The organism is Mesorhizobium sp. B2-4-17 (assembly GCF_006441275.1).
Classification (GTDB): Bacteria; Pseudomonadota; Alphaproteobacteria; order Rhizobiales; family Rhizobiaceae; genus Mesorhizobium.
The window spans coordinates 16,881-36,112 of the sequence record NZ_VFUX01000032.1 but is presented as its reverse complement, the minus strand read 5'-3'; the positions used below and the strand labels follow the sequence as shown (position 1 = coordinate 36,112).

Below are 19,232 nucleotides of genomic sequence, written 5' to 3'. Positions count from 1 at the left end.
CCAACAGGGGAAAGCTCCGCCAGCAAGAGCGGGGTCAACAGTGAGGCGTAATCGTGCCGGACAAACCGGATCGGAATGCGATTGAAGTAGTAAACGTCAGCAAAATTTTCGGATCGGGTGAGGGGCAGGTCGCGGCCCTCGACAAGGTCTCGGTATCCATCCGCGAGAACGAGTTTTTCACGCTTCTGGGACCGTCCGGCTGCGGCAAGACAACGTTGCTGCGTCTGATCGCCGGCTTCGACTTTCCAACCGCCGGCGAGATTCTGCTCTACGGCCAGGACATCGCGCCGTTGCCGCCCTTCAAGCGGCCGGTCAATACCGTCTTCCAGTCCTATGCGTTGTTCCCGCACATGACGGTGGCCGACAATATCGGCTTCGGCCTGGAGATGCTGGGCAAGCCCAGGGCCGAGATCAAGGCGCGCGTCGCCGAGATGCTCAAGCTGGTCAAGATGGAGGCCCTGGCGGGCCGCCGCACAGGCCAGATTTCCGGCGGCCAGCAGCAGCGCGTGGCGCTGGCCCGGGCGCTTGCGCCGCAGCCGAAAGTGCTGTTGCTCGACGAACCGCTCTCGGCACTCGACTACAAGCTGCGCAAGGAGATGCAGATCGAGTTGAAGCGGCTGCAGCATGAGACCGGCATCACCTTCATCTTCGTCACCCATGACCAGGAAGAAGCGCTGACGATGTCGGACCGCATCGCTGTGATGTCGTCGGGCAAGATCCTGCAGGTCGGCTCGCCCTGGGACATTTACGACAAGCCGGCGGAACGTTTCGTCGCCGACTTCATCGGTGAAACCAACTTCCTCACCGCCGCCATATCGGGCATCGGCAATGGCAAGGCACGCGCGACGCTCAAATCGGGCACGACGATCGAAGCAACCGTTGCCGAAGGCTTCCAGCCCAAGGACAATGCCACCGTGGTGGTACGGCCCGAGCACGCCAAGCTGACGAAGGACAAGGGTGAGTTGTCGGGCATGGTCGAAAACATCGTCTATTTCGGCACCGATACGCATATTCATGTCCAGCTCGACAGCGGCGAGGCCTTCACCGTGCGCCAGCAGAATACGCGCAGCGCCGGCTGCGGTTTCGAGCGCGGCGACAAGGTCGGCATCATGATCGGCAACGACGCCGCGCAAGTGCTGAGGGACTGATGGCCACTGCGGAAGAAGTCGCCAAGGCGGCGGAACGGCGCGATGTCCGTGACCGCTGGCTCTTGTCAGCGCCAGCACTGCTGGTCATTTTCCTGGCCGCGACCGGCCCGTTGCTGATCGTTCTCGTCTATTCCTTCCTGACGCCCGGCGCCTATGGCGACGTGAAATGGCAGTTCTCGTCCGACGCCTGGACGTCGGTGCTCCTGGAACGCGACATTTTCGACGATACGCTTTCGCTCGCGGCGGCGCATGTCACCATCTTCCTGCGCTCCATCAAGCTTGCCGTCGTGACAACGATCGCCACCTTGGCGCTTGGGTTCCCGACCGCCTATTTCATGGCGACACGTAGCGAAAAGACCCGAGACCTCTGGCTGTTCCTGATCACCATTCCGTTCTGGACCAACCTTCTGATCCGCACCTTCGCCGTGCTGCAGATCATCCGCAACGAAGGCATCGTCAACACGATCCTTTTGAAGCTCGGCATCATCTCGGCGCCGATTCAGATCCTCTACACCGACACGGCGATCCTGATCGGCATGGCCTATGTCTACCTGCCACTGATGGTGCTGCCGATCTATGCCAGCATGGAGAAGCTCGATTTTCGGCTGGTCGAAGCCGGCTACGACCTCTACGCGACGCGTTTCCGGGTGCTGCGGCGCATCATTTTCCCCCTGGTCAAGCCGGGCGTCATAGCCGGTTCCATCCTGGTCTTCATCCCGGCCCTTGGCGCCTATGTGACGCCGAGCGTGCTTGGCGGCGGCAAGAACATGATGCTGTCCAACCTGATCGAATTGCAGTTCGGGCAGGGCCGAAACTGGCCGCTCGGCTCGGCTCTGTCGATCACCGTGATGATCATCGTCATGGTGGCGCTGCTTGCCTATGTGCGCAATGCCGGCAAGTCGGGGGTGCGTCATGGCTAGCAACTTCTCCATCAAGCACCAGCCTGGCTTCACCGCGATCGCGGCGACCTGTTTCGTCGTGCTTTACCTGCCGATCGCGGTGCTGGTGGTCTATGCCTTCAATGCGGCAAGCTCGACGTCGGAATGGGGCGGCTTTTCGCTGAAGTGGTTCCAGTCGGCATACCAGAACACGCAGGTCATCGACGCGACACTGCGATCCTTCCAGATCGGCGCCATCGCTGCGGTGCTGTCGACCATATTCGCCACCATGGCGGCGCTTGCCACCACACGCACCGCCTCTTATCCCGGCCTCACCTTCAAATATGCGGCGATCAACCAGCCGTTGATGGTGCCCGAGATCGTCACCGGCGTGGCGCTGCTGATCTTCTTCTCGCGCATCAAGATCTTCACCGGCTATTCCGGCCTCGGCTACCTGATCGCCGCGCATACGGCGTTCTGCATTCCCTTCGCCTACCTGCCGATCCGGGCGCGGCTGGAGAATATGGACCTGACGCTGGAGCGTGCCGCCGCCGATCTCTACGCGACGCCGTGGAAGACCTTCCGCCGCATCACACTGCCGCTGTTGTGGCCTGGCATCCTTGCTGGACTGATGCTGGCCTTCGTCATCTCGCTCGACGACGTCGTCATCACCGAGTTCGTCAAATCCGGCGGCCAGGATACGCTGCCGACCTACATGCTCGGCCAGATCCGCCGCGGCATCACACCCGAGATCAACGCGATATCGACCGCCTTCCTGCTGCTTTCGGTCGCGATCGTCACGTTGTTTTTCTTCGTCAGCAGGAAACGAGACTGAAACCGACAATGGGAGTTAAAACCATGAACTGGAAGACAACAGCAACCGCCATGGGGTTGGCGTTGCTCGCTTCGACGGGCCTCGCCCGCGCCGACGGCGTGCTCAACATCTACAATTGGGGCAACTACACCAGCCCTGACGTGATCAAGAAGTTCGAGCAGAAGTACAACATCAAGGTCACGATCACCGACTACGATTCCAACGACACCGCGCTCGCCAAGGTTCGCCAGGGCGGCACCGGCTTCGACATCGCCGTGCCCTCGCAGACCTATGTTCCGATCTGGATCAAGGAAGGGCTTGTGCTCGAAACCGACCCGGGCAAGATGGAGAACTTCAAGAATGTGGCGCCGGAATGGGCCAATCCAGATTTCGATCCCGGCCGCAAATATTCGGTGCCGTGGGCGCTGGGCACGGTGGGCGTCGTCGTTAACACCGATGCCTACAAGGGACCGGCCGACAGCTGGGGCATCATCTTCAACACGCCCGACGAGCTGAAGGGCAAGGTCAACGTCGTTCCCGAGATGAATGACGTCATCTTCGCCGCGATCAAATATGTCGGTGGCCAGCAGTGCACCGACGACAAGGCGGTGCTGAAGAAGGTGCGTGACACGCTCGTCGCGGCCAAGCCGAACTGGATCGCCATGGAATACAACACCATCGAGAAGATGGGCGCCGGCGACTTCAAGGCCACCAGCGACTGGAACGGCTCTGCGCTGCGCCAGCGACTGGCCAATCCGGCCATCCACTACAATTATCCGAAGGAAGGCTACGGCCTGTGGAGCGACAACGTCGTCGTTCTCAAGGAAGCCAAGAATGTCGACAACGCCAAGCTGTTCCAGAACTTCATCATGGATCCGGAAAACGCAGCCGGCCTCTCGGCCTTCCACCGCTACGCCAATGCCATCACCGGCTCGGACAAATACATGCCGGCCGACATGAAGGATGCGCCGGAAGTCGTCATTCCGGCCGCCGCGAAGCCACAGGGCGAATTCCAGAAGATGTGTGCGCCTGAAATCCAGGACATCTACACCAAGATCTGGACCGAACTGCAGAAGTAATCGCTGCATGACGGACCCGGCGGCACACGCCGCCGGGTCTTTTCTTTCCGGGAATGGCCTTTCATGAATTCCTACCGCAGCAGCGATCCGCGGCCGCCGGTCATGCAGGGCTCGCCGCCCGCCATGGTGCCGCCAAGGCTCGACTGGGATCGGCCGCCATGGAACCGCTGGGCGTTTCAGCACATCAGGGAAATCCTGCCGACCGCCGAAGTCTGGCGTGGCAATGGCCATCGCCATCGTCTCGAACGCGCCGAGGTCGATCTCGACGGACTGCCGGTCAAGGACAGCGAGGGCAGGCCTTCGACGCTCGCGGGGTTGCTCGACGAGACCTATACGGACGGGTTCCTGGTGCTCAAGGACGGCAAGATCGCCTATGAGCGCTATTTCAACGGCATGGACGAGCGCACGCTGCATCTCTCGCAGTCGATGGCCAAATCGATCACTGGTGCGGTGTTCGGCATATTGGCCGGGCGCGGGCTGATCGATCCCACCCGGCCGGTCACCGATTACCTGCCGGAACTCGGCGCCACAGGCTGGGCCGGCGCTAGCGTCCAGCATGTGCTCGACATGACGACGGGCGTGCGCTTTTCCGAGGAATATACCGACCGCTATTCCGATATCGGCCAGGTCGATGTCGCCACGGGCTGGAAGCCGGTGCCGCCGGGCAGCGATCCGGACTTCCGCTGGCCCTCGCATTTGTTCGAGCTGATCCTCGGGTTGAAAGACACGGTCCGTCCGCACGGAGTAAAGTTCGAGTACCGCTCGATAGAGACCGACGTGCTCGCCTTCATCATGGAACGGGTGACCGGCAAGCGGCTGGCGCAACTGGTTTCCGAAGAGCTCTGGCAGAAGCTCGGTGCCGACGAAAGCGCCTGCTTCACCGTCGACAGCGCCGGCTATGCGCTCGCCGACGGCGGCTTCAACGCGACGCTCCGCGACTATGGCCGATTTGGCCAGATGATCCTCGACAATGGCGGCGGCATCGTGCCGGCGGCCTGGATCGAGGCGACACGCAACGGCAGGCACGGCCCGGATTTCTCCGCCAGCATGCCCGAGGGCAGTTACCGCAACCAGTTCTGGATCGAGAATCCCAGCTCGCGCGCGCTGATGTGCCGGGGCGTGTTCGGGCAGATCATCCACATCGACTGGAACACAGGAATGGTCGTGGTGAAGCTTTCGACGTGGCCGGATTTCAGCAATCTCGCCTATTCGGTGGCAACGCTGAAGGCCGTGCACGCCATCGCCGCCGCCCTGCGCTGAGCCCCTCAAGAGACGACCTGGAAGGAAAAACGCCATGACCGGCAAGACCGCGTTCGAGACCCGCTACGGCTTCCGCCGCAATGAGGTGCTGCTCGCCAACTGGCGCGAAAATCCATTCAACCGATGGTCCTTCCAGAACCTCGGCGAACTGGTGCCGACAGCGCGGGTGATGGCAGCGCCGGGCGGCGGCGAAGAGCCCGTGCGAGACCTGGGTGGCCTGCTCGGCGAAAAGGTTTCGCTTGCCAGTGCGCCCGAGACCGTGGCCGAATTCCTCGTGCGTTCCAGCACCGACGCGCTGACGGTCATGAAAGGCGGCAAGATCATCGGCGACTGGTTCGCGCCGCATATGGATTTCGGCGCCCGCCACATCATCTTCTCGATCAGCAAATCGGTGACGGCGATCATTGCCGGCATACTGGAAGGCGAGGGCGTGTTCGATCCGGAGGCGCCGGTGACGCAATACATCCCGGAGGCGGTGGGCACGGCCTATGGCGAGGCCAGCGTGCGGCATGTGCTCGACATGAGCGTCAGCCTCGATTTCGAGGAGGCCTATCTCGATCCGGAAAGCGCCTTCGCACGCTATCGCCGCGCCACGCTGTGGAACCCGGGCGGCGGCACGGAAAGCCTGCGCGAATTCATCCTGACCCTGCAGCGGCTTGCCGAGCCGCATGGCCAGACCTTCCGCTACCGTTCGCCCAATTCCGACCTGCTCGGCCTGTTGCTCGAACGCGCTTCCGGCCAGCGCTTCGCCGACCTGATGCGCGACAGACTGTGGTTGCCGCTGGGGGCCGTCAGCGAGGCTTCGATCGGCGTCGACATGGAAGGCACGGCGCGCACCGCCGGCGGCATTTCGGTGACGCCGCGCGACCTCGCGCGCATCGGCGAGATGATGCGGCAGGGCGGCATGGCCAATGGCCGGCAGGTCGTGCCGGAGGCGTGGGTGCGCGATACGGTTGCGACCGGAGGCAGTTCGGAGGCCTGGCAGCGCGGCGCGATGCTTCCGCTGTTTCCACAGGGCCGTTATCGGAACAAATGGTACCAGTCGGGCAAGCCGAGCAGCGCCTATTGCGGCATCGGCATCCATGGCCAGTGGCTCTATGTCGACCCGAAGGCGGAAGTGGTCATTGCCAAGATGTCGTCGCAGCCGGAACCGGTCGATGACTCGCTTGATCTCGAAATCGTCGCTTTCTTCGAGGCGCTGACGCGACTGGTCTGAGCCGTCAGGCGCGGTCAGCTGCCGCATGGTTTCTTGTGGACCGCCTGTGACGGTTGAAAACGTCGCGGTTGGCGGAGTGAACGTCTGCGCCTATGGTCGCCGCTCTTTTCGACGACAGCAGGAACGACATGGCATCCGACATCAAGCGCATCGCAGCCATCATCGCGGCCGAGATCAAGGCGCGGCCCGAACAGGCGGCCGCGGCGATCGAACTGCTCGACGAGGGCGCGACGGTGCCGTTCGTGGCGCGCTACCGCAAGGAGGCGACGGGCGGGCTGGACGACACGCAACTGCGCGACCTTGCCGAGCGGCTCGCCTACCTGCGCGAGCTGGACGCCCGCCGCGACACCATCCTCGGCTCGATCCGCGAACAGGGCAAGCTGACGGAGGAGCTTGAGACCAAGATCGCCGCCGCCACCACCAAGGCGGAGCTCGAGGACATGTACCTGCCCTACAAGCCCAAGCGCCGCACCAAGGCCGAGATCGCCCGCGAGCGCGGATTGGGACCGCTGGCCGCGGCGATCCTGGCGGACCGCTCGCTGGTGCCCGCCGAGGCGGCGCTGGCCTACATCTCCGAGGACGTGGCCGACGCCAAGGCGGCGCTCGAAGGCGCCCGCGATATCCTCTCGGAGCAGTTCGCCGAGAATGCCGATCTGGTCGGCAAGCTGCGCGGCTACATGAAGGAACGCGCCTTCCTGCGGGCCAGGGTGGTCGACGGCAAGCAGGAGGCCGGCGCCAAGTTCTCCGACTATTTCGACCATGTCGAGCGCTGGGCGACGGTGCCCAGCCACCGCGCGCTGGCCATGCTGCGCGGCCGCAACGAAGAGGTGCTGTCGCTCGACATCGAGGTCGATGCCGACGACGCCTCGCCTGTAAAGCCGGTCGAACGGATGATCGCCAATGCCTACGCGATCGGCGGCAGCCTGCCGGGCGACCGCTGGCTGATGGAGGTGGCCGGTTGGACATGGCGCATAAAACTGTTGCTGCACCTGACGCTCGATTTGATGCGTGACCTGCGCGAGCGGGCCGAGGAAGAGGCGATCCATGTCTTTGCCCGCAATCTCAAGGATTTGCTGCTGGCAGCTCCGGCCGGCTCGCGGCCGACGATGGGGCTCGATCCCGGCATCCGCACCGGCGTCAAGGTCGCCGTGGTGGACGGCACCGGCAAGCTGGTAGCGACGACGACGGTGTATCCGTTCCCGCCGAGGAACGATGTGCGTGGCACGCAGACGGAACTCGCGGCGTTGGTCCGCCAGCACAAGGTGGAGCTGATTTCGATCGGCAACGGCACCGGCAGCCGCGAGACGGAAAAGCTGGTGGCGGACATGCTGTCCGACATGCCCGCCGGTTCAGGCCCCAAGCCGCTCAAGGTGATCGTCAGCGAGGCAGGTGCCTCGGTCTATTCGGCCTCGGCGACGGCGGCGGCCGAATTCCCCGGCCTTGACGTATCGTTGCGCGGTGCGGTGTCGATCGCGCGGCGGCTGCAGGATCCGCTGGCCGAACTGGTCAAGATCGAACCGAAGTCGATCGGCGTCGGCCAGTACCAGCACGATGTCGACCAGTACCGGCTTGGCCGCTCGCTGGAAGCGGTGGTCGAGGACGCGGTCAATGCCGTCGGCGTCGATCTCAACACTGCCTCGGCGCCGCTCCTGGCGCGCGTTTCAGGTCTTGGCGCGTCACTCGCCGATGCTATCGTCGCGCACCGCGACGCGACGGGACCGTTCGCCAGCCGCAAGGATCTGCTCAAGGTGCCCCGCCTGGGACCGCGCGCCTTCGAGCAGTCCGCCGGCTTCCTGCGCATTCCAAATGGCACCGAGCCGCTCGATGCCTCGGCGGTGCATCCCGAGGCGTATGGCGTGGCGAAAAAGATCGTCGCAGCCTGCGGGCGCGATGTGCGCGCGCTGATGGGCGACAGCGCCGCACTCAAGGCGCTCGATCCGCGCGTGTTCGTCGATGAGCGCTTCGGCTTGCCGACGGTCCGCGACATCCTGGCGGAGCTGGAAAAGCCCGGCCGCGACCCGCGCCCCGGCTTTAAGACGGCGACCTTCGCCGACGGCATCGACGACATCAAGGATTTGAAGCCCGGCATGCTGCTGGAGGGGACCGTCACCAATGTCGCGGCCTTCGGGGCCTTCGTCGATATCGGCGTGCACCAGGACGGGCTGGTGCATGTCTCGCAGCTGGCCGACCGGTTCATCAAGGACGCGCATGAGGTGGTCAAGGCCGGCGACGTGGTCAAGGTGCGCGTCGTCGACGTCGACATCAAGCGCAAGCGCATCGGGCTCTCCATGCGCAAGGACGGCGGCGAGGGCGGCGGATCGAAAGGCGGGCCGCGCGACAATGGCGGCGGCAGGCCGGCGCCACGCTCGCCAGCACCCCAGCGCCAGCCGGAGCGGCCGGCCCAGCAAGGCGCATTCGGCGCGGCGCTGGCGGACGCGCTGAGGCGCAAGTAGCTACCACGCCAGGACAGCCGGCTCCTTCTCGATCTGGCCCAGCAGCCAGTCTCGAAAACTGGCAGCCGGTGGATAGCCGCGCTTGTCATGGGGAACGACGAGGTAATAGGCGCTGCGGCTTTGCATCGGTTGGCCGGGCGCCGTCACAAGCTGGCCGCGCTGCAATTCGCCGGCGATGAGCAGTAGGGGCAACAGCGCCACGCCGAGCCCCGCCATGCAGGCCTGGGCGGCGGTGCCGAACTGCTCGAACTGCATGCCTGGTCCGGTCGGCGCGCTCAGGCCCTGGTGCTCGAACCATTCGGTCCAGGCGCCGGGGCGCGTCGCCATGTGCAGCAGCGGCAGGCGGCCGATATCGGCCGGCGTGGAGACGGCGCGGCCGGCGAGGAATTCGGGCGATACCACCGGCGCCACTGGCTCGCACACCAGGAGCGTGGAGTCGGCCTCCGGCCAGTCCGGCAGGCCGTAGTGGATGGCGGCATCCAGCCTTTCCCGGGCGAAGTCGAAGCGGCCGACACGGGTGACGAAGTTGATGGTGATGTCGGGATTGTTTTCCACGAAATCGGGGATCATCGGCATCAGCCAGCGCGTGCCGAAGGTCGGCAATATGGCAAGGTTCAGGATGCCGCTATGCCGATTGCTCATCAATCCAAGCGCGGCATCCCGCAATTGGCCAAGCGCGGCACGCACCGCCTCGGCGTAGATTTCTCCCGCCGTCGACAGCCGGACATTGCGGCTGTCGCGTTCGAACAGCCGGCGTCCAAACTGATCCTCCAACAACTTGATCTGCCGGCTGACCGCGCCCTGGGTCAGATCGAGCTCCTGAGCGGCGGCGGTGAAACTGCCAAGACGGGCCACAGCTTCGAAGGCGGCAAGGGCGCTGATGTTGGGCAAAAGGCGGCGCTGGACACTCATGATCCATTCCTAATGCTAATTGATCGGAGAAGCAATTTCGTTTGATTTTTTCATACCGCGGGCCGATAAGCCGGGCTACAGCCGTTTTGAGGATCGAGAGCCATGGCCGCCGACAAGAATGCATTCGTCTGGGAAGACCCGTTCCTGATCGAGGACCAGCTTTCGGAAGACGAGCGCATGGTGCGCGACGGCGCGGCGGCCTTCGCCGCCGACAAGCTGGCGCCGCGCATCGAGGACGCCTACCTCAACGAGACCTTCGACACGGCGATCTTCCGCGAGATGGGTGAGGCCGGCCTTCTTGGCATCACCATTCCGGAGGAATTCGGCGGGCTCGGGGCCAACTATGTCACCTACGGACTGGTCGCGCGCGAAGTCGAGCGTGTCGATTCCGGCTATCGCTCGATGATGTCGGTGCAGTCGTCGCTGGTGATGTATCCGATCCATGCCTATGGCTCCGACGCACAGCGCAGGAAGTACCTGCCCAAGCTCGCCAGCGGCGAGTGGATCGGCTGTTTCGGCCTGACCGAGCCGGATGCCGGCTCCGATCCTGGCGGCATGAAGACCCGCGCCGAGAAGACCGCCAGCGGCTACAGGATTTCCGGCTCCAAGATGTGGATTTCCAACGCGCCGGTCGCCGACGTGTTCGTCGTCTGGGCGAAGTTGAAGGGCGAGAACGGCAAGGACGAGATCCGTGGCTTCGTGCTGGAAAAGGGCATCAAGGGGCTTTCGGCGCCGAAGATCGGCGGCAAGCTGTCGCTGCGCGCTTCGATCACCGGCGAGGTGGTGATGGAGGGCGTCGAGGTCGGCGAAGACGCGCTGCTGCCCAATGTCTCCGGGCTGAAGGGCCCGTTCGGCTGCCTCAACCGGGCCCGCTTCGGCATTTCCTGGGGCTCGATGGGTGCCGCTGAAGATTGCTGGCACCGTGCCCGCCAGTATGGCCTCGACCGCAAGCAGTTCGGCAAGCCGCTCGCCGGCACGCAGCTTTTCCAGAAGAAGCTCGCCGACATGCAGACCGAGATCGCGCTCGGGCTGCAGGCATCCTTGCGCGTCGGGCGGCTGCTGGACGAAGGCAAGATGGCGCCGGAGATGATCTCGATCGTCAAGCGCAACAATTGCGGCAAGGCCCTCGACATCGCCCGCCAGGCCCGCGACATGCATGGCGGCAACGGCATCCAGATCGGCTATCACGTCATGCGCCACGCGCAGAACCTGGAGACGGTCAACACCTATGAAGGCACGCATGACGTGCACGCGCTGATCCTCGGGCGGGCGCAGACGGGGATACAGGCCTTTTTCTGAGACCCAATGCACTCTTCGTCATCCCAGGGCGGAGCAGTCGCGAAGCGACGTCGCGAAGACCCTGGGATCCATGCCGCGACCTATGAGCGCTGCCGCGGTGGAGATCATCCCTGTGTCTGCCGCCAACAAGATAGCTTCATTCCGCGCCGCTGTATTGCTTGGCTAGAGTCGCGGCATGGATCCCAGGGTCTGCGCGCCGCTTTGCGTCGCTCCGCCCTGGGATGACGAGATTGTCGCAACATCCGCTTGGAGATCGGCGCCCAGATGTGTCAGGGTTCGGCCAGCTAAAACGCCGACCTCCGGGGCCCCATGGCAATTCTGGCAGCCGTCTACCACCTGACCCACTACAAATACGACCGGCCGGTGGTTCTCGGCCCTCAAATCATCAGGCTGCAGCCGGCGCCGCATTCCCGCACCAAGGTGCTCAGCCATTCGCTCAAGGTCGAGCCGGCGAACCATTTCGTCAATCTGCAGCAGGATCCCTACGGCAACTTCCTCGCCCGCTTCGTCGTCCCCGAGCCGGTGAGCGAACTGAAGATCGAGGTCGACCTCGTCGCCGACATGACGGTCTACAATCCGTTCGATTTCTTCGTCGAGCCTTCGGCCGAGGCATTTCCGTTCGAGTATCCGGAAGAGATCAGGGACGACCTCGCCATCTACCGGACACCGGAGCCGGCGGGGCCGCTGCTCTCGGCCTTCCTGAAAACCGTCGATCGCAGTGCGCCCAATACGGTCAATTTCCTCGTCGACCTCAACGCCCGCCTGCAGCGCGAGATCGCCTACATCGTGCGCATGGAAACCGGCGTGTTCTCGCCGGAGGAAACGTTGGCCCCCGCCAAGGGCTCCTGCCGCGATTCAAGTTGGCTGCTGGTGCAGATCTTCAGGAACCTGGGCATCGCCGCACGTTTCGTCTCCGGCTACCTGATCCAGCTCAAGCCAGATCTTGTCGCGCTTGACGGTCCGGCCGGAACCGCCGTCGACTTCACCGATCTGCACGCCTGGTGCGAGGTCTATCTTCCGGGCGCCGGCTGGATCGGCTTCGACCCGACCTCCGGCCTGCTGACCGGCGAAAGCCATGTGCCGCTGGCGGCAACACCGCATTTCCGCAACGCCGCCCCGATTTCGGGCATGGCGAGCTTCGCCAATGTCGAGTTCGGCTTCGACATGCGGGTCGACCGCATCGCCGAACATCCTCGCATCACCAAGCCGTTCTCGGACGAAAGCTGGCAGGCGCTCGACGCGCTAGGCAACCAGGTCGATGCGGCACTCGAGGCCGGGGATGTGCGGCTGACCATGGGGGGCGAGCCGACCTTCGTGTCCATCGACGATTTCGAGGCGGCCGAGTGGAACACCGCCGCCGTCGGTCCGACCAAGCGCGAAAAGGCCGATGCGCTGATCCGACGCTTGCGCGAACGTTACGCGCCGGGTGGCTTTCTCCACTACGGCCAGGGCAAGTGGTATCCCGGCGAGAGCCTGCCGCGCTGGACCTTTTCGCTCTACTGGCGCGCCGATGGCCAACCGGTGTGGAGCGATCCGTCGCTGATCGCGCGCGAGACGAGCAACGCCGAGGTCGGGCCGCAGCAGGCGGAAAGCCTGCTCACGGCAATCGCCGATGAACTCGGTATCGACAGGTCGATGGTCAGCGAAGCCTATGAGGACCCGGCCGAATGGCTGCTCAAGGAAGGCAAGCTGCCCGATAATGTCGACCCGTCCAACTCAAGGCTGGAAGATCCGGAGGAACGCAGCCGCATGGCGCGCGTGTTCGAGCGCGGGTTGACCAAACCGTCGGGCTATGTGCTGCCGGTGCAGCGCTGGAACAGCCAGGCATCGGAACCGCGCTGGCGTTCTGAGAGATGGAAGACGCGGCGCGGCCGCCTGTTCCTGGTGCCGGGCGATTCACCGGTCGGCTATCGCTTGCCGCTGGGCACGCTGCCCTATGTGCCGCCGGCAGAGTTTCCCTACATCGTGCCGGTCGATCCGTCACTGCCGCGCGGGCCGCTGCCGGCGCGCGAGACCATTCTGCCCGCGTCGGCCCCGGCCGAGTTGGAGGGCGCCGACGAAATGGCCCGTCGCCAGCAAACGGCTTCCTTCACTGCTGCAACGGGCCAGCAGGACCGGGTCGAGCAGGAGATCACCGAGATTGGCGGCGCGGTGCGCACCGCGCTTTCGGTCGAACCGCGCGACGGGCGTCTGTGCGTGTTCATGCCGCCCGTCGAGGCGCTGGAAGACTATCTGGAACTGGTTGCGGCGGCCGAGAATGCGGCAAAGGCAATAGGGCTTCCCGTGCATATCGAAGGCTATGGCCCGCCTCATGATCCGCGCCTCAACGTCATCCGCGTCGCGCCCGATCCGGGAGTCATAGAGGTCAATATCCACCCTGCTTCCAACTGGCAGGATTGCGTGGCGACGACGACGGCGATCTATGAGGAGGCGCGGCAGACGCGGCTTGGCGCCGACAAGTTCATGATCGATGGCCGCCACACCGGCACTGGCGGCGGCAACCATGTCGTTGTCGGCGGCGCGACGCCGAATGACAGCCCGTTCCTGCGCCGGCCAGACCTGTTGAAGAGCCTGGTTCTGCAATGGCAGCGGCACCCCTCGCTGTCCTACCTGTTCTCGGGCCTGTTCATCGGTCCGACCAGCCAGGCGCCGCGCTTCGACGAAGCGCGCCATGACTCTCTCTACGAGCTCGAGATCGCGTTGGCGCAGGTGCCGAATCCGGACCAGGGTGCGGCACCCTTGCCGTGGCTGGTCGACCGGTTGTTCCGCAATCTTCTGACCGATGTCACCGGCAACACGCACCGCTCGGAAATTTGCATCGACAAGCTGTTCTCGCCGGATGGACCGACCGGCCGGCTGGGGCTGGTGGAGTTCCGCGGCTTCGAGATGCCGCCCAATGCGCGCATGTCGCTGGCGCAGCAATTGCTGGTGCGCGCCATCATCGCCCGGGCCTGGAAGAACCCGCTCGAAGGCCGTTTCGTGCGCTGGGGCACGTCGCTGCATGACCGCTTCATGCTGCCGCACTATGTCTGGGCCGATTTCCTCGACGTGCTCGACGACCTCAAGCTCAAGGGTTTCGAGTTCCGGCCCGAATGGTTCGACGCACAGCTCGAATTCCGTTTTCCGTTCTGCGGCGAGGTCCGGCATGCCGGCATCAAGCTGGAACTGCGCCAGGCGCTGGAGCCTTGGCATGTCATGGGCGAACAGGGCGCGATCGGCGGCACCGTACGCTTCGTCGATTCCTCGGTCGAGCGGCTACAGGTCAAGACCGAAGGGCTGAACCCCGAGCGTCATGCGATCGTCTGCAACAGCCGCCTCGTGCCGATGAAGGTCACCGACAACAGAGAGGTCGCGGTGGCCGGCGTGCGCTTCAAGGCCTGGCAGCCGGCTTCCGGCCTGCATCCGGCGCTGCCGGTCAACACGCCGCTGGTATTCGACATTTACGACCGCTGGTCGGGCAGGGCGGTTGGCGGCTGCGTCTACCATGTCGCGCATCCGGGCGGGCGCAACTACGATACGTTCCCGGTCAACGGCAACGAGGCCGAGACCCGGCGGCTCGCCCGCTTCGAACCGCGCGGCCACACGCCATCCGGCTATGTGCTGCGCGACGAACAACCGGCACAAGATTTCCCGATGACCCTTGACCTTCGGCGCCCGCCAAGACTGTGATCCGATATGGCAAAGGGGAATCACAAGAGGGTGCGCGGCAAGCCGCAGACCCACAGCCTGCTGGAGCACTACCAGCCGATCGACGGCGTTGTCGACGAGATGGTCGACGCGTCAGGCAATCCCCGCCCGGCCTGGAAGGATTTCATCGAGGCGCTCGACGAATTGGGGCCTGAAAAGCTCGGTCAGCGCTTTGCCCGCGCCGACCAGTATCTGCGCGACGCAGGCGTCTACTACCGCGTCTACGACAAGGCAGGCGCCAACGAGCGCGAATGGCCGCTGGCGCATGTGCCCCTGCTCATCGAAGATACCGAATGGGCCGCGATCAGCGCCGGCCTCGTCCAGCGCGCCGAGCTGTTCGAGGAAACCGTCGCCGATATCTATGGCCGCAACCGGCTGATCGAAAAGGGCGTCCTGCCGGCAGGGCTGATCGCCGCCAGCCCTGAATATTTGCGGCCCGTCGTCGGCACCAGGCCGGCCGAGGGACATTTCCTGCATTTCTGCGCCTTCGAGCTTGGCCGCGGGCCCGACGGCCGCTGGTGGGTGCTGGGTGACCGCACGCAGGCGCCGTCCGGCGCCGGCTTCGCGCTGGAGAACCGCGTCGCCACCACGCGCGCGCTGTCGGACATCTATGGCGAGATGCATGTGCACCGGCTCGCCGGCTTCTTCCGCCGCTTCCGCGATGCGCTGCTCGGCATGGCCACCGACGGCCGCGTCGCGATCCTGACGCCGGGACCGCTCAACGAGACCTATTACGAGCACGCCTACATCGCCCGCTATCTCGGCATCATGCTGCTGGAGGGCGAGGATCTGACCGTTTCCGGCGGCAGGCTGATGGTGCGGACCGTTTCCGGCCTGATGCCGATCAGCGTGCTCTGGCGGCGCCTCGATGCCGCCTTCGCCGATCCGCTCGAACTGCGCTCGGATTCGCAGATCGGCACGCCGGGTCTGGTCGAGGCGATCCGGCAGGGCTCCGTGTCCACCGTCAATGCGCTGGGGTCCGGCCTGATGGAAACGCGGGCGCTGCTCGCCTTCCTGCCCAAGATCGCGCGCGAGCTGCGCGCCGAGGAATTGTTGCTGCCGAGCGTCGCGACATGGTGGTGCGGGCAGGAGGCCGAGCGCGCCCATGTGCTTGCCAACATTGACCGTATGGTGATCGGCCCGGCGCTGTCGACCAGGCTCGCCTTCGAGGATGACGGCCAGACCAAGCTCGGCTCGGCACTGTCGGCCGGGGAGCGGGCGGAGCTGGCGGCGCGCATCGAGCGCGATGGCGACGCCTTCGTCGGCCAGGAAGCGGTGACGTTGTCGACGACGCCCGTCTATGTCGATGGCTGGCTGGAACCACGGCCAGCGAGCCTGCGCGTCTACCTGGCGCGCACGCCTGAGGGCTGGACGGTGATGCCGGGCGGGTTCGCCCGCGTCGGACTGTCACTCGACCCGACCGCGCTCGCCATGCAGCGCGGCGGCCAGGCGGCTGACGTCTGGGTGGTCAGTGACAGGCCGGTGGAGCGCGAGACGCTGCTGCCGCAAGAGGGCGACAGCTTCAGCCGCACCAGGCCGGGCAGCCTGCCCAGCCGCGCGGCCGAAAACCTGACATGGCTCGGCCGCTACATCGAACGCTCGGAAGACACGGTGCGTATATTGCGCGCCTATCACGTGCGGCTGGCCGAAACGTCGGACCCGGATATGCCGCTGCTGGCCGACGTCAGGGACTATCTCGAACCGTTCGGCATCGATGTCGGCACGGCGATCCCGTTGGGGCTGATCGGTACGCTGGACAGCGCGGTTTACAGCGCGGGGCAGATCCGCGACCGTTTCTCGCCCGACGGTTGGCTCGCGCTCAAGGACCTATCGAAGACCATCCACCAGTTCGCCACGACGGTGGCGCCGGGGGATGACGCGACACGGGCAATGACCGTCATCCTGCGCAAGCTCGCCGGATTCTCGGGCCTGCTGCACGAGAACATGTATCGTTTTGCCGGGTGGCGGTTCCTCGAGATCGGCCGGCGGCTGGAGCGCGGCATCCAGATCGCCCGCACGCTCGCGCGGCTGACCGGCGCCCAGGCGCCGGAAGGGGCGCTGGACATGATGCTGGAGATCGGCGACAGCGTGATGACCCACCGCCGGCAATATCCGGTGCAGGCCGGCCGGCGCACGGTGATCGATCTGCTGGCGCTGGATCCGCTCAATCCGCGCTCCATCCTGTTCCAGCTCGAAAGGCTGAAAGCCGAGATCGGCCTCTTGCCGTCGATCGGCGGTGAGGGGCACATGTCGCCGGCGGCGAAGGAGATCCTGCAGCTCAATACGGCCATCGCCATCAAGGAGCCTTCGGACATGACTGCCGCCGCACTTGACGATCTCGCCAACGAGATAGGCGGTCTCTACAACAGCCTCGCCAAGGCCTATTTCGGCTAGGCAGGTTCCGCAAAGCCTCGCGCGGTCAGAAACCTGCTCCAGGACAAGAAAAATAGCGCATGCTTTACGACATCAGGCTTCATCTCCACTACGACTATGCAGCCGCGGCCGGCGGCGGCCGCCACCAGATCCGCGTCCTGCCGTCGACGATTTCCGGTGTGCAGCGCGTCATCGCGGCATCCCTGTCCTTTGCGCCGGCGCCCAACGAGCGTTCCGATTTTTCGGACTTTTTCGGCAACAACGTCACCTCGATCGCATTTCGCGATGCGCATGACGCGCTCGACATCAGGATGAGCGCGCGTGTGTCGGTGTCGCGGCCTGAGCCGGGGCTCGACGTGTCGCCGGATATCGGGCGGCTGAGGCAGGAACTGGCGGCGGTGCGGTCGCTGGCGCCGGATGCACCGCATCACTTTCTGTCCGCCAGCAGCCATGCCGGCATCGACGCGGCGATCACTTCATATGCGCACGATAGCGTCGGCAACTCGGCCGCCGGCACGGCCATGAACCTGTGCAACCGCATTCACCGCGATTTCACCTATGATGGCGAGGCGACCACGGTGCGGACCCGAGCCAGCGATGCTTTCAGTCTGAAGCGCGGTGTCTGCCAGGATTTTTCGCACATCATGATCGCCGGGCTGCGCGGGCTCGGCATACCGGCCGGCTATGTCAGCGGCTTCCTGCGCACCATCCCGCCGAAGGGCAAACCCCGGCTGGAAGGCGCCGATGCCATGCATGCCTGGGTCAAGGTCTGGTGCGGACGCGATGCCGGCTGGCAGGAGTTCGACCCGACCAACGGCATGCGGGCCAGCAACGACCACATCACCGTCGGCTACGGCCGCGACTATTCCGACGTCGCACCGATCGTCGGCGTGCTGAAGACCACCGGCGGGCAGGTCGGCGAGCAGGCCGTCGACGTCATCCCGGTCGCGCTCGAAAAGGCGTGAAAGCGGGCCTGAATGTGCAAGGCGCCCCGTTGCTGCATTCAAGGTGAACAAGGCGACTTCTCAAACATCGACGAGGCCGTTACTCTATGCTCGTTTTGAGGCGACAGTCATTGTATTGCTAAAGCGCGCAGGCGCGGGGTTTGTAATTGAGAGCAGTCAGCATCGTCATCCCTGCCCACAATGCGGCCGCAACTATCGCGACAACGCTGGCGTCGCTCAGCAGTGAGGCCGAAGTCATCGGCCAGATACTGCTGGTCGACGATGCCTCGACGGACGACACGGCTGATGTGGCACGGCAGGCGGCGGCACAACTGTCTGTGCCGTTGCGTGTGCTGCCGGCCGTTTGCGGCGACGCCGGTGCTGCGCGCAATGTCGCCCTGGCTCAGGCGCTCCATCCCTGGGTGTACCTGATCGACGCCGACGATCTGCATCTTCAGGGCGGATTGCGCGCGCTGCTGCGGCAGGCGGACAACCAGCCGAAAGCCGACATGGTGGTTGGCGCCTACCGGCGACGCGTGAACGGCCAGGATCGGCAGATCAAGGTGCCGAACGGCTACCAGGCCGCGTGCCTGGCAAACGCTTCGGCCTATGTGAAGGGCGATATACGCTCGGTCGCGGTGGGCAGCGTGCTGGCATCCCGGCGCCTGATCGGGGAGACGCGGTTCCCGGTCGGGCTGGCCTATGACGAGGACACGCTGTTCTGGGCAAGGCTGATGAGCAAGGCATCGCTGGCCATGATTCCGCAACCCGTGATGGTTTACGAGGTTTCGCCGGCCCGTTCCGACGACCGCTTTACGATCAACCCGGCGCGGCGCTTCCTCGAGTGGCGCCGGGAATTGCGCACGCTCGCCGATTGCGACATCCCGATATCGGCACTCAAGACCAGGGAAGGGCTCGTCGCCCTCAAGATTGCCCGCGTCCACTATGCACGCGGCGACCTGAACACCGCCGCGCGCTTCCTGGCGGTGGCCGCCGCCGCACCAAAGCGGCGGTCGGAGGCTTGGCGCTGCCTGCGCTACAGGCTCAAGCTTGCTGCAAGGCGCCGCCTGTCGGCTCCGCAGATAGAACTGCAAGGCGCCCTTTAGGCAATATCCCATCATCGGCGGACGATATCGCGCAGCTTTCGGGCAGCAGTGGAACCAGCTGTC

General features: G+C 64.8%; 13 protein-coding genes. 12 read left to right on the top strand and 1 reads right to left on the bottom strand.

The window, feature by feature from the left end; all coding sequences use genetic code 11:
* The first annotated feature begins 53 nt into the window (after positions 1 to 53).
* The 7 genes from FJ548_RS23445 to FJ548_RS23415 all read left to right on the top strand — a co-directional run bounded on the left by FJ548_RS23445 (position 54) and on the right by FJ548_RS23415 (position 8,848).
* Positions 54 to 1,148 (top strand): ABC transporter ATP-binding protein, encoded by a 1,095-nt coding sequence (locus FJ548_RS23445; RefSeq protein ID WP_140690299.1) that lies wholly within the window; start codon positions 54 to 56, stop codon positions 1,146 to 1,148.
* A complete protein-coding gene (locus tag FJ548_RS23440) occupies positions 1,148 to 2,068 on the top strand; it encodes an ABC transporter permease (RefSeq protein WP_140607185.1) in 921 nt (306 codons plus the stop codon). The genes FJ548_RS23445 and FJ548_RS23440 overlap by 1 nt, the downstream gene beginning before the upstream one ends.
* Positions 2,061 to 2,861, top strand: a complete 801-nt coding sequence (locus tag FJ548_RS23435) for an ABC transporter permease (protein WP_140607184.1) — start codon at positions 2,061 to 2,063, stop codon at positions 2,859 to 2,861. Before FJ548_RS23440 ends, FJ548_RS23435 begins: the two co-directional genes overlap by 8 nt.
* A gap of 23 nt (positions 2,862 to 2,884) precedes the next feature.
* Complete coding sequence (locus FJ548_RS23430) at positions 2,885 to 3,919, top strand: extracellular solute-binding protein (protein ID WP_140759556.1); 1,035 nt, start codon at positions 2,885 to 2,887, stop codon at positions 3,917 to 3,919.
* Between the two features lie 63 nt (positions 3,920 to 3,982).
* A complete protein-coding gene (locus FJ548_RS23425) occupies positions 3,983 to 5,179 on the top strand; it encodes a serine hydrolase (protein ID WP_140779073.1) in 1,197 nt (398 codons plus the stop codon).
* A 34-nt stretch (positions 5,180 to 5,213) separates the two neighbouring features.
* Positions 5,214 to 6,395 carry a serine hydrolase gene (locus FJ548_RS23420; RefSeq protein ID WP_140779072.1) on the top strand — a complete coding sequence of 394 codons (1,182 nt, stop codon included), beginning with the start codon at positions 5,214 to 5,216 and terminating at the stop codon, positions 6,393 to 6,395.
* A 128-nt stretch (positions 6,396 to 6,523) separates the two neighbouring features.
* The gene (locus tag FJ548_RS23415) at positions 6,524 to 8,848 is read left to right on the top strand and encodes a Tex family protein (protein WP_140779071.1); all 2,325 of its coding nucleotides are present in this window, start codon (positions 6,524 to 6,526) and stop codon (positions 8,846 to 8,848) included.
* Here FJ548_RS23415 and FJ548_RS23410 read toward each other — a convergent pair whose 3' ends face one another.
* The gene (locus tag FJ548_RS23410) at positions 8,849 to 9,760 is read right to left on the bottom strand and encodes a LysR family transcriptional regulator (RefSeq protein ID WP_140779070.1); all 912 of its coding nucleotides are present in this window, start codon (positions 9,758 to 9,760) and stop codon (positions 8,849 to 8,851) included.
* A 102-nt stretch (positions 9,761 to 9,862) separates the two neighbouring features.
* On the opposite strand from FJ548_RS23410, the gene FJ548_RS23405 reads away from it, so the two are divergent.
* The 5 genes from FJ548_RS23405 (at position 9,863) to FJ548_RS23385 (ending at position 19,169) form a co-directional block, all read left to right on the top strand.
* Positions 9,863 to 11,059 carry an acyl-CoA dehydrogenase gene (locus FJ548_RS23405; protein ID WP_140779069.1) on the top strand — a complete coding sequence of 399 codons (1,197 nt, stop codon included), beginning with the start codon at positions 9,863 to 9,865 and terminating at the stop codon, positions 11,057 to 11,059.
* A gap of 309 nt (positions 11,060 to 11,368) precedes the next feature.
* Positions 11,369 to 14,728: a transglutaminase family protein gene (locus FJ548_RS23400; protein ID WP_140779068.1), complete on the top strand. Its 3,360-nt coding sequence runs from the start codon at positions 11,369 to 11,371 to the stop codon at positions 14,726 to 14,728.
* Positions 14,729 to 14,734: 6 nt separating this feature from the next.
* Positions 14,735 to 17,140, top strand: coding sequence for a circularly permuted type 2 ATP-grasp protein (locus FJ548_RS23395; RefSeq protein ID WP_140779067.1), 2,406 nt, complete (start codon positions 14,735 to 14,737; stop codon positions 17,138 to 17,140).
* A gap of 59 nt (positions 17,141 to 17,199) precedes the next feature.
* Positions 17,200 to 18,084, top strand: a complete 885-nt coding sequence (locus tag FJ548_RS23390) for a transglutaminase family protein (protein ID WP_140779066.1) — start codon at positions 17,200 to 17,202, stop codon at positions 18,082 to 18,084.
* Positions 18,085 to 18,230: 146 nt separating this feature from the next.
* Positions 18,231 to 19,169, top strand: a complete 939-nt coding sequence (locus FJ548_RS23385) for a glycosyltransferase family A protein (protein WP_140779065.1) — start codon at positions 18,231 to 18,233, stop codon at positions 19,167 to 19,169.
* Positions 19,170 to 19,232 lie beyond the last annotated feature (63 nt).

Excerpts from the sequence above, each read along its gene's own strand:
- FJ548_RS23390 (WP_140779066.1), top strand. The coding sequence starts at position 17,200 with ATGCTTTACGACATCAGGCTTCATCTCCACTACGACTATGCAGCCGCG.
- FJ548_RS23440 (WP_140607185.1), top strand. The coding sequence starts at position 1,148 with ATGGCCACTGCGGAAGAAGTCGCCAAGGCGGCGGAACGGCGCGATGTC.
- FJ548_RS23420 (WP_140779072.1), top strand. The coding sequence starts at position 5,214 with ATGACCGGCAAGACCGCGTTCGAGACCCGCTACGGCTTCCGCCGCAAT.
- FJ548_RS23425 (WP_140779073.1), top strand. The coding sequence starts at position 3,983 with ATGAATTCCTACCGCAGCAGCGATCCGCGGCCGCCGGTCATGCAGGGC.
- FJ548_RS23410 (WP_140779070.1), bottom strand. The coding sequence starts at position 9,760 with ATGAGTGTCCAGCGCCGCCTTTTGCCCAACATCAGCGCCCTTGCCGCC.
- FJ548_RS23430 (WP_140759556.1), top strand. The coding sequence starts at position 2,885 with ATGAACTGGAAGACAACAGCAACCGCCATGGGGTTGGCGTTGCTCGCT.
- FJ548_RS23395 (WP_140779067.1), top strand. The coding sequence starts at position 14,735 with ATGGCAAAGGGGAATCACAAGAGGGTGCGCGGCAAGCCGCAGACCCAC.
- FJ548_RS23405 (WP_140779069.1), top strand. The coding sequence starts at position 9,863 with ATGGCCGCCGACAAGAATGCATTCGTCTGGGAAGACCCGTTCCTGATC.
- FJ548_RS23400 (WP_140779068.1), top strand. The coding sequence starts at position 11,369 with ATGGCAATTCTGGCAGCCGTCTACCACCTGACCCACTACAAATACGAC.
- FJ548_RS23415 (WP_140779071.1), top strand. The coding sequence starts at position 6,524 with ATGGCATCCGACATCAAGCGCATCGCAGCCATCATCGCGGCCGAGATC.
- FJ548_RS23435 (WP_140607184.1), top strand. The coding sequence starts at position 2,061 with ATGGCTAGCAACTTCTCCATCAAGCACCAGCCTGGCTTCACCGCGATC.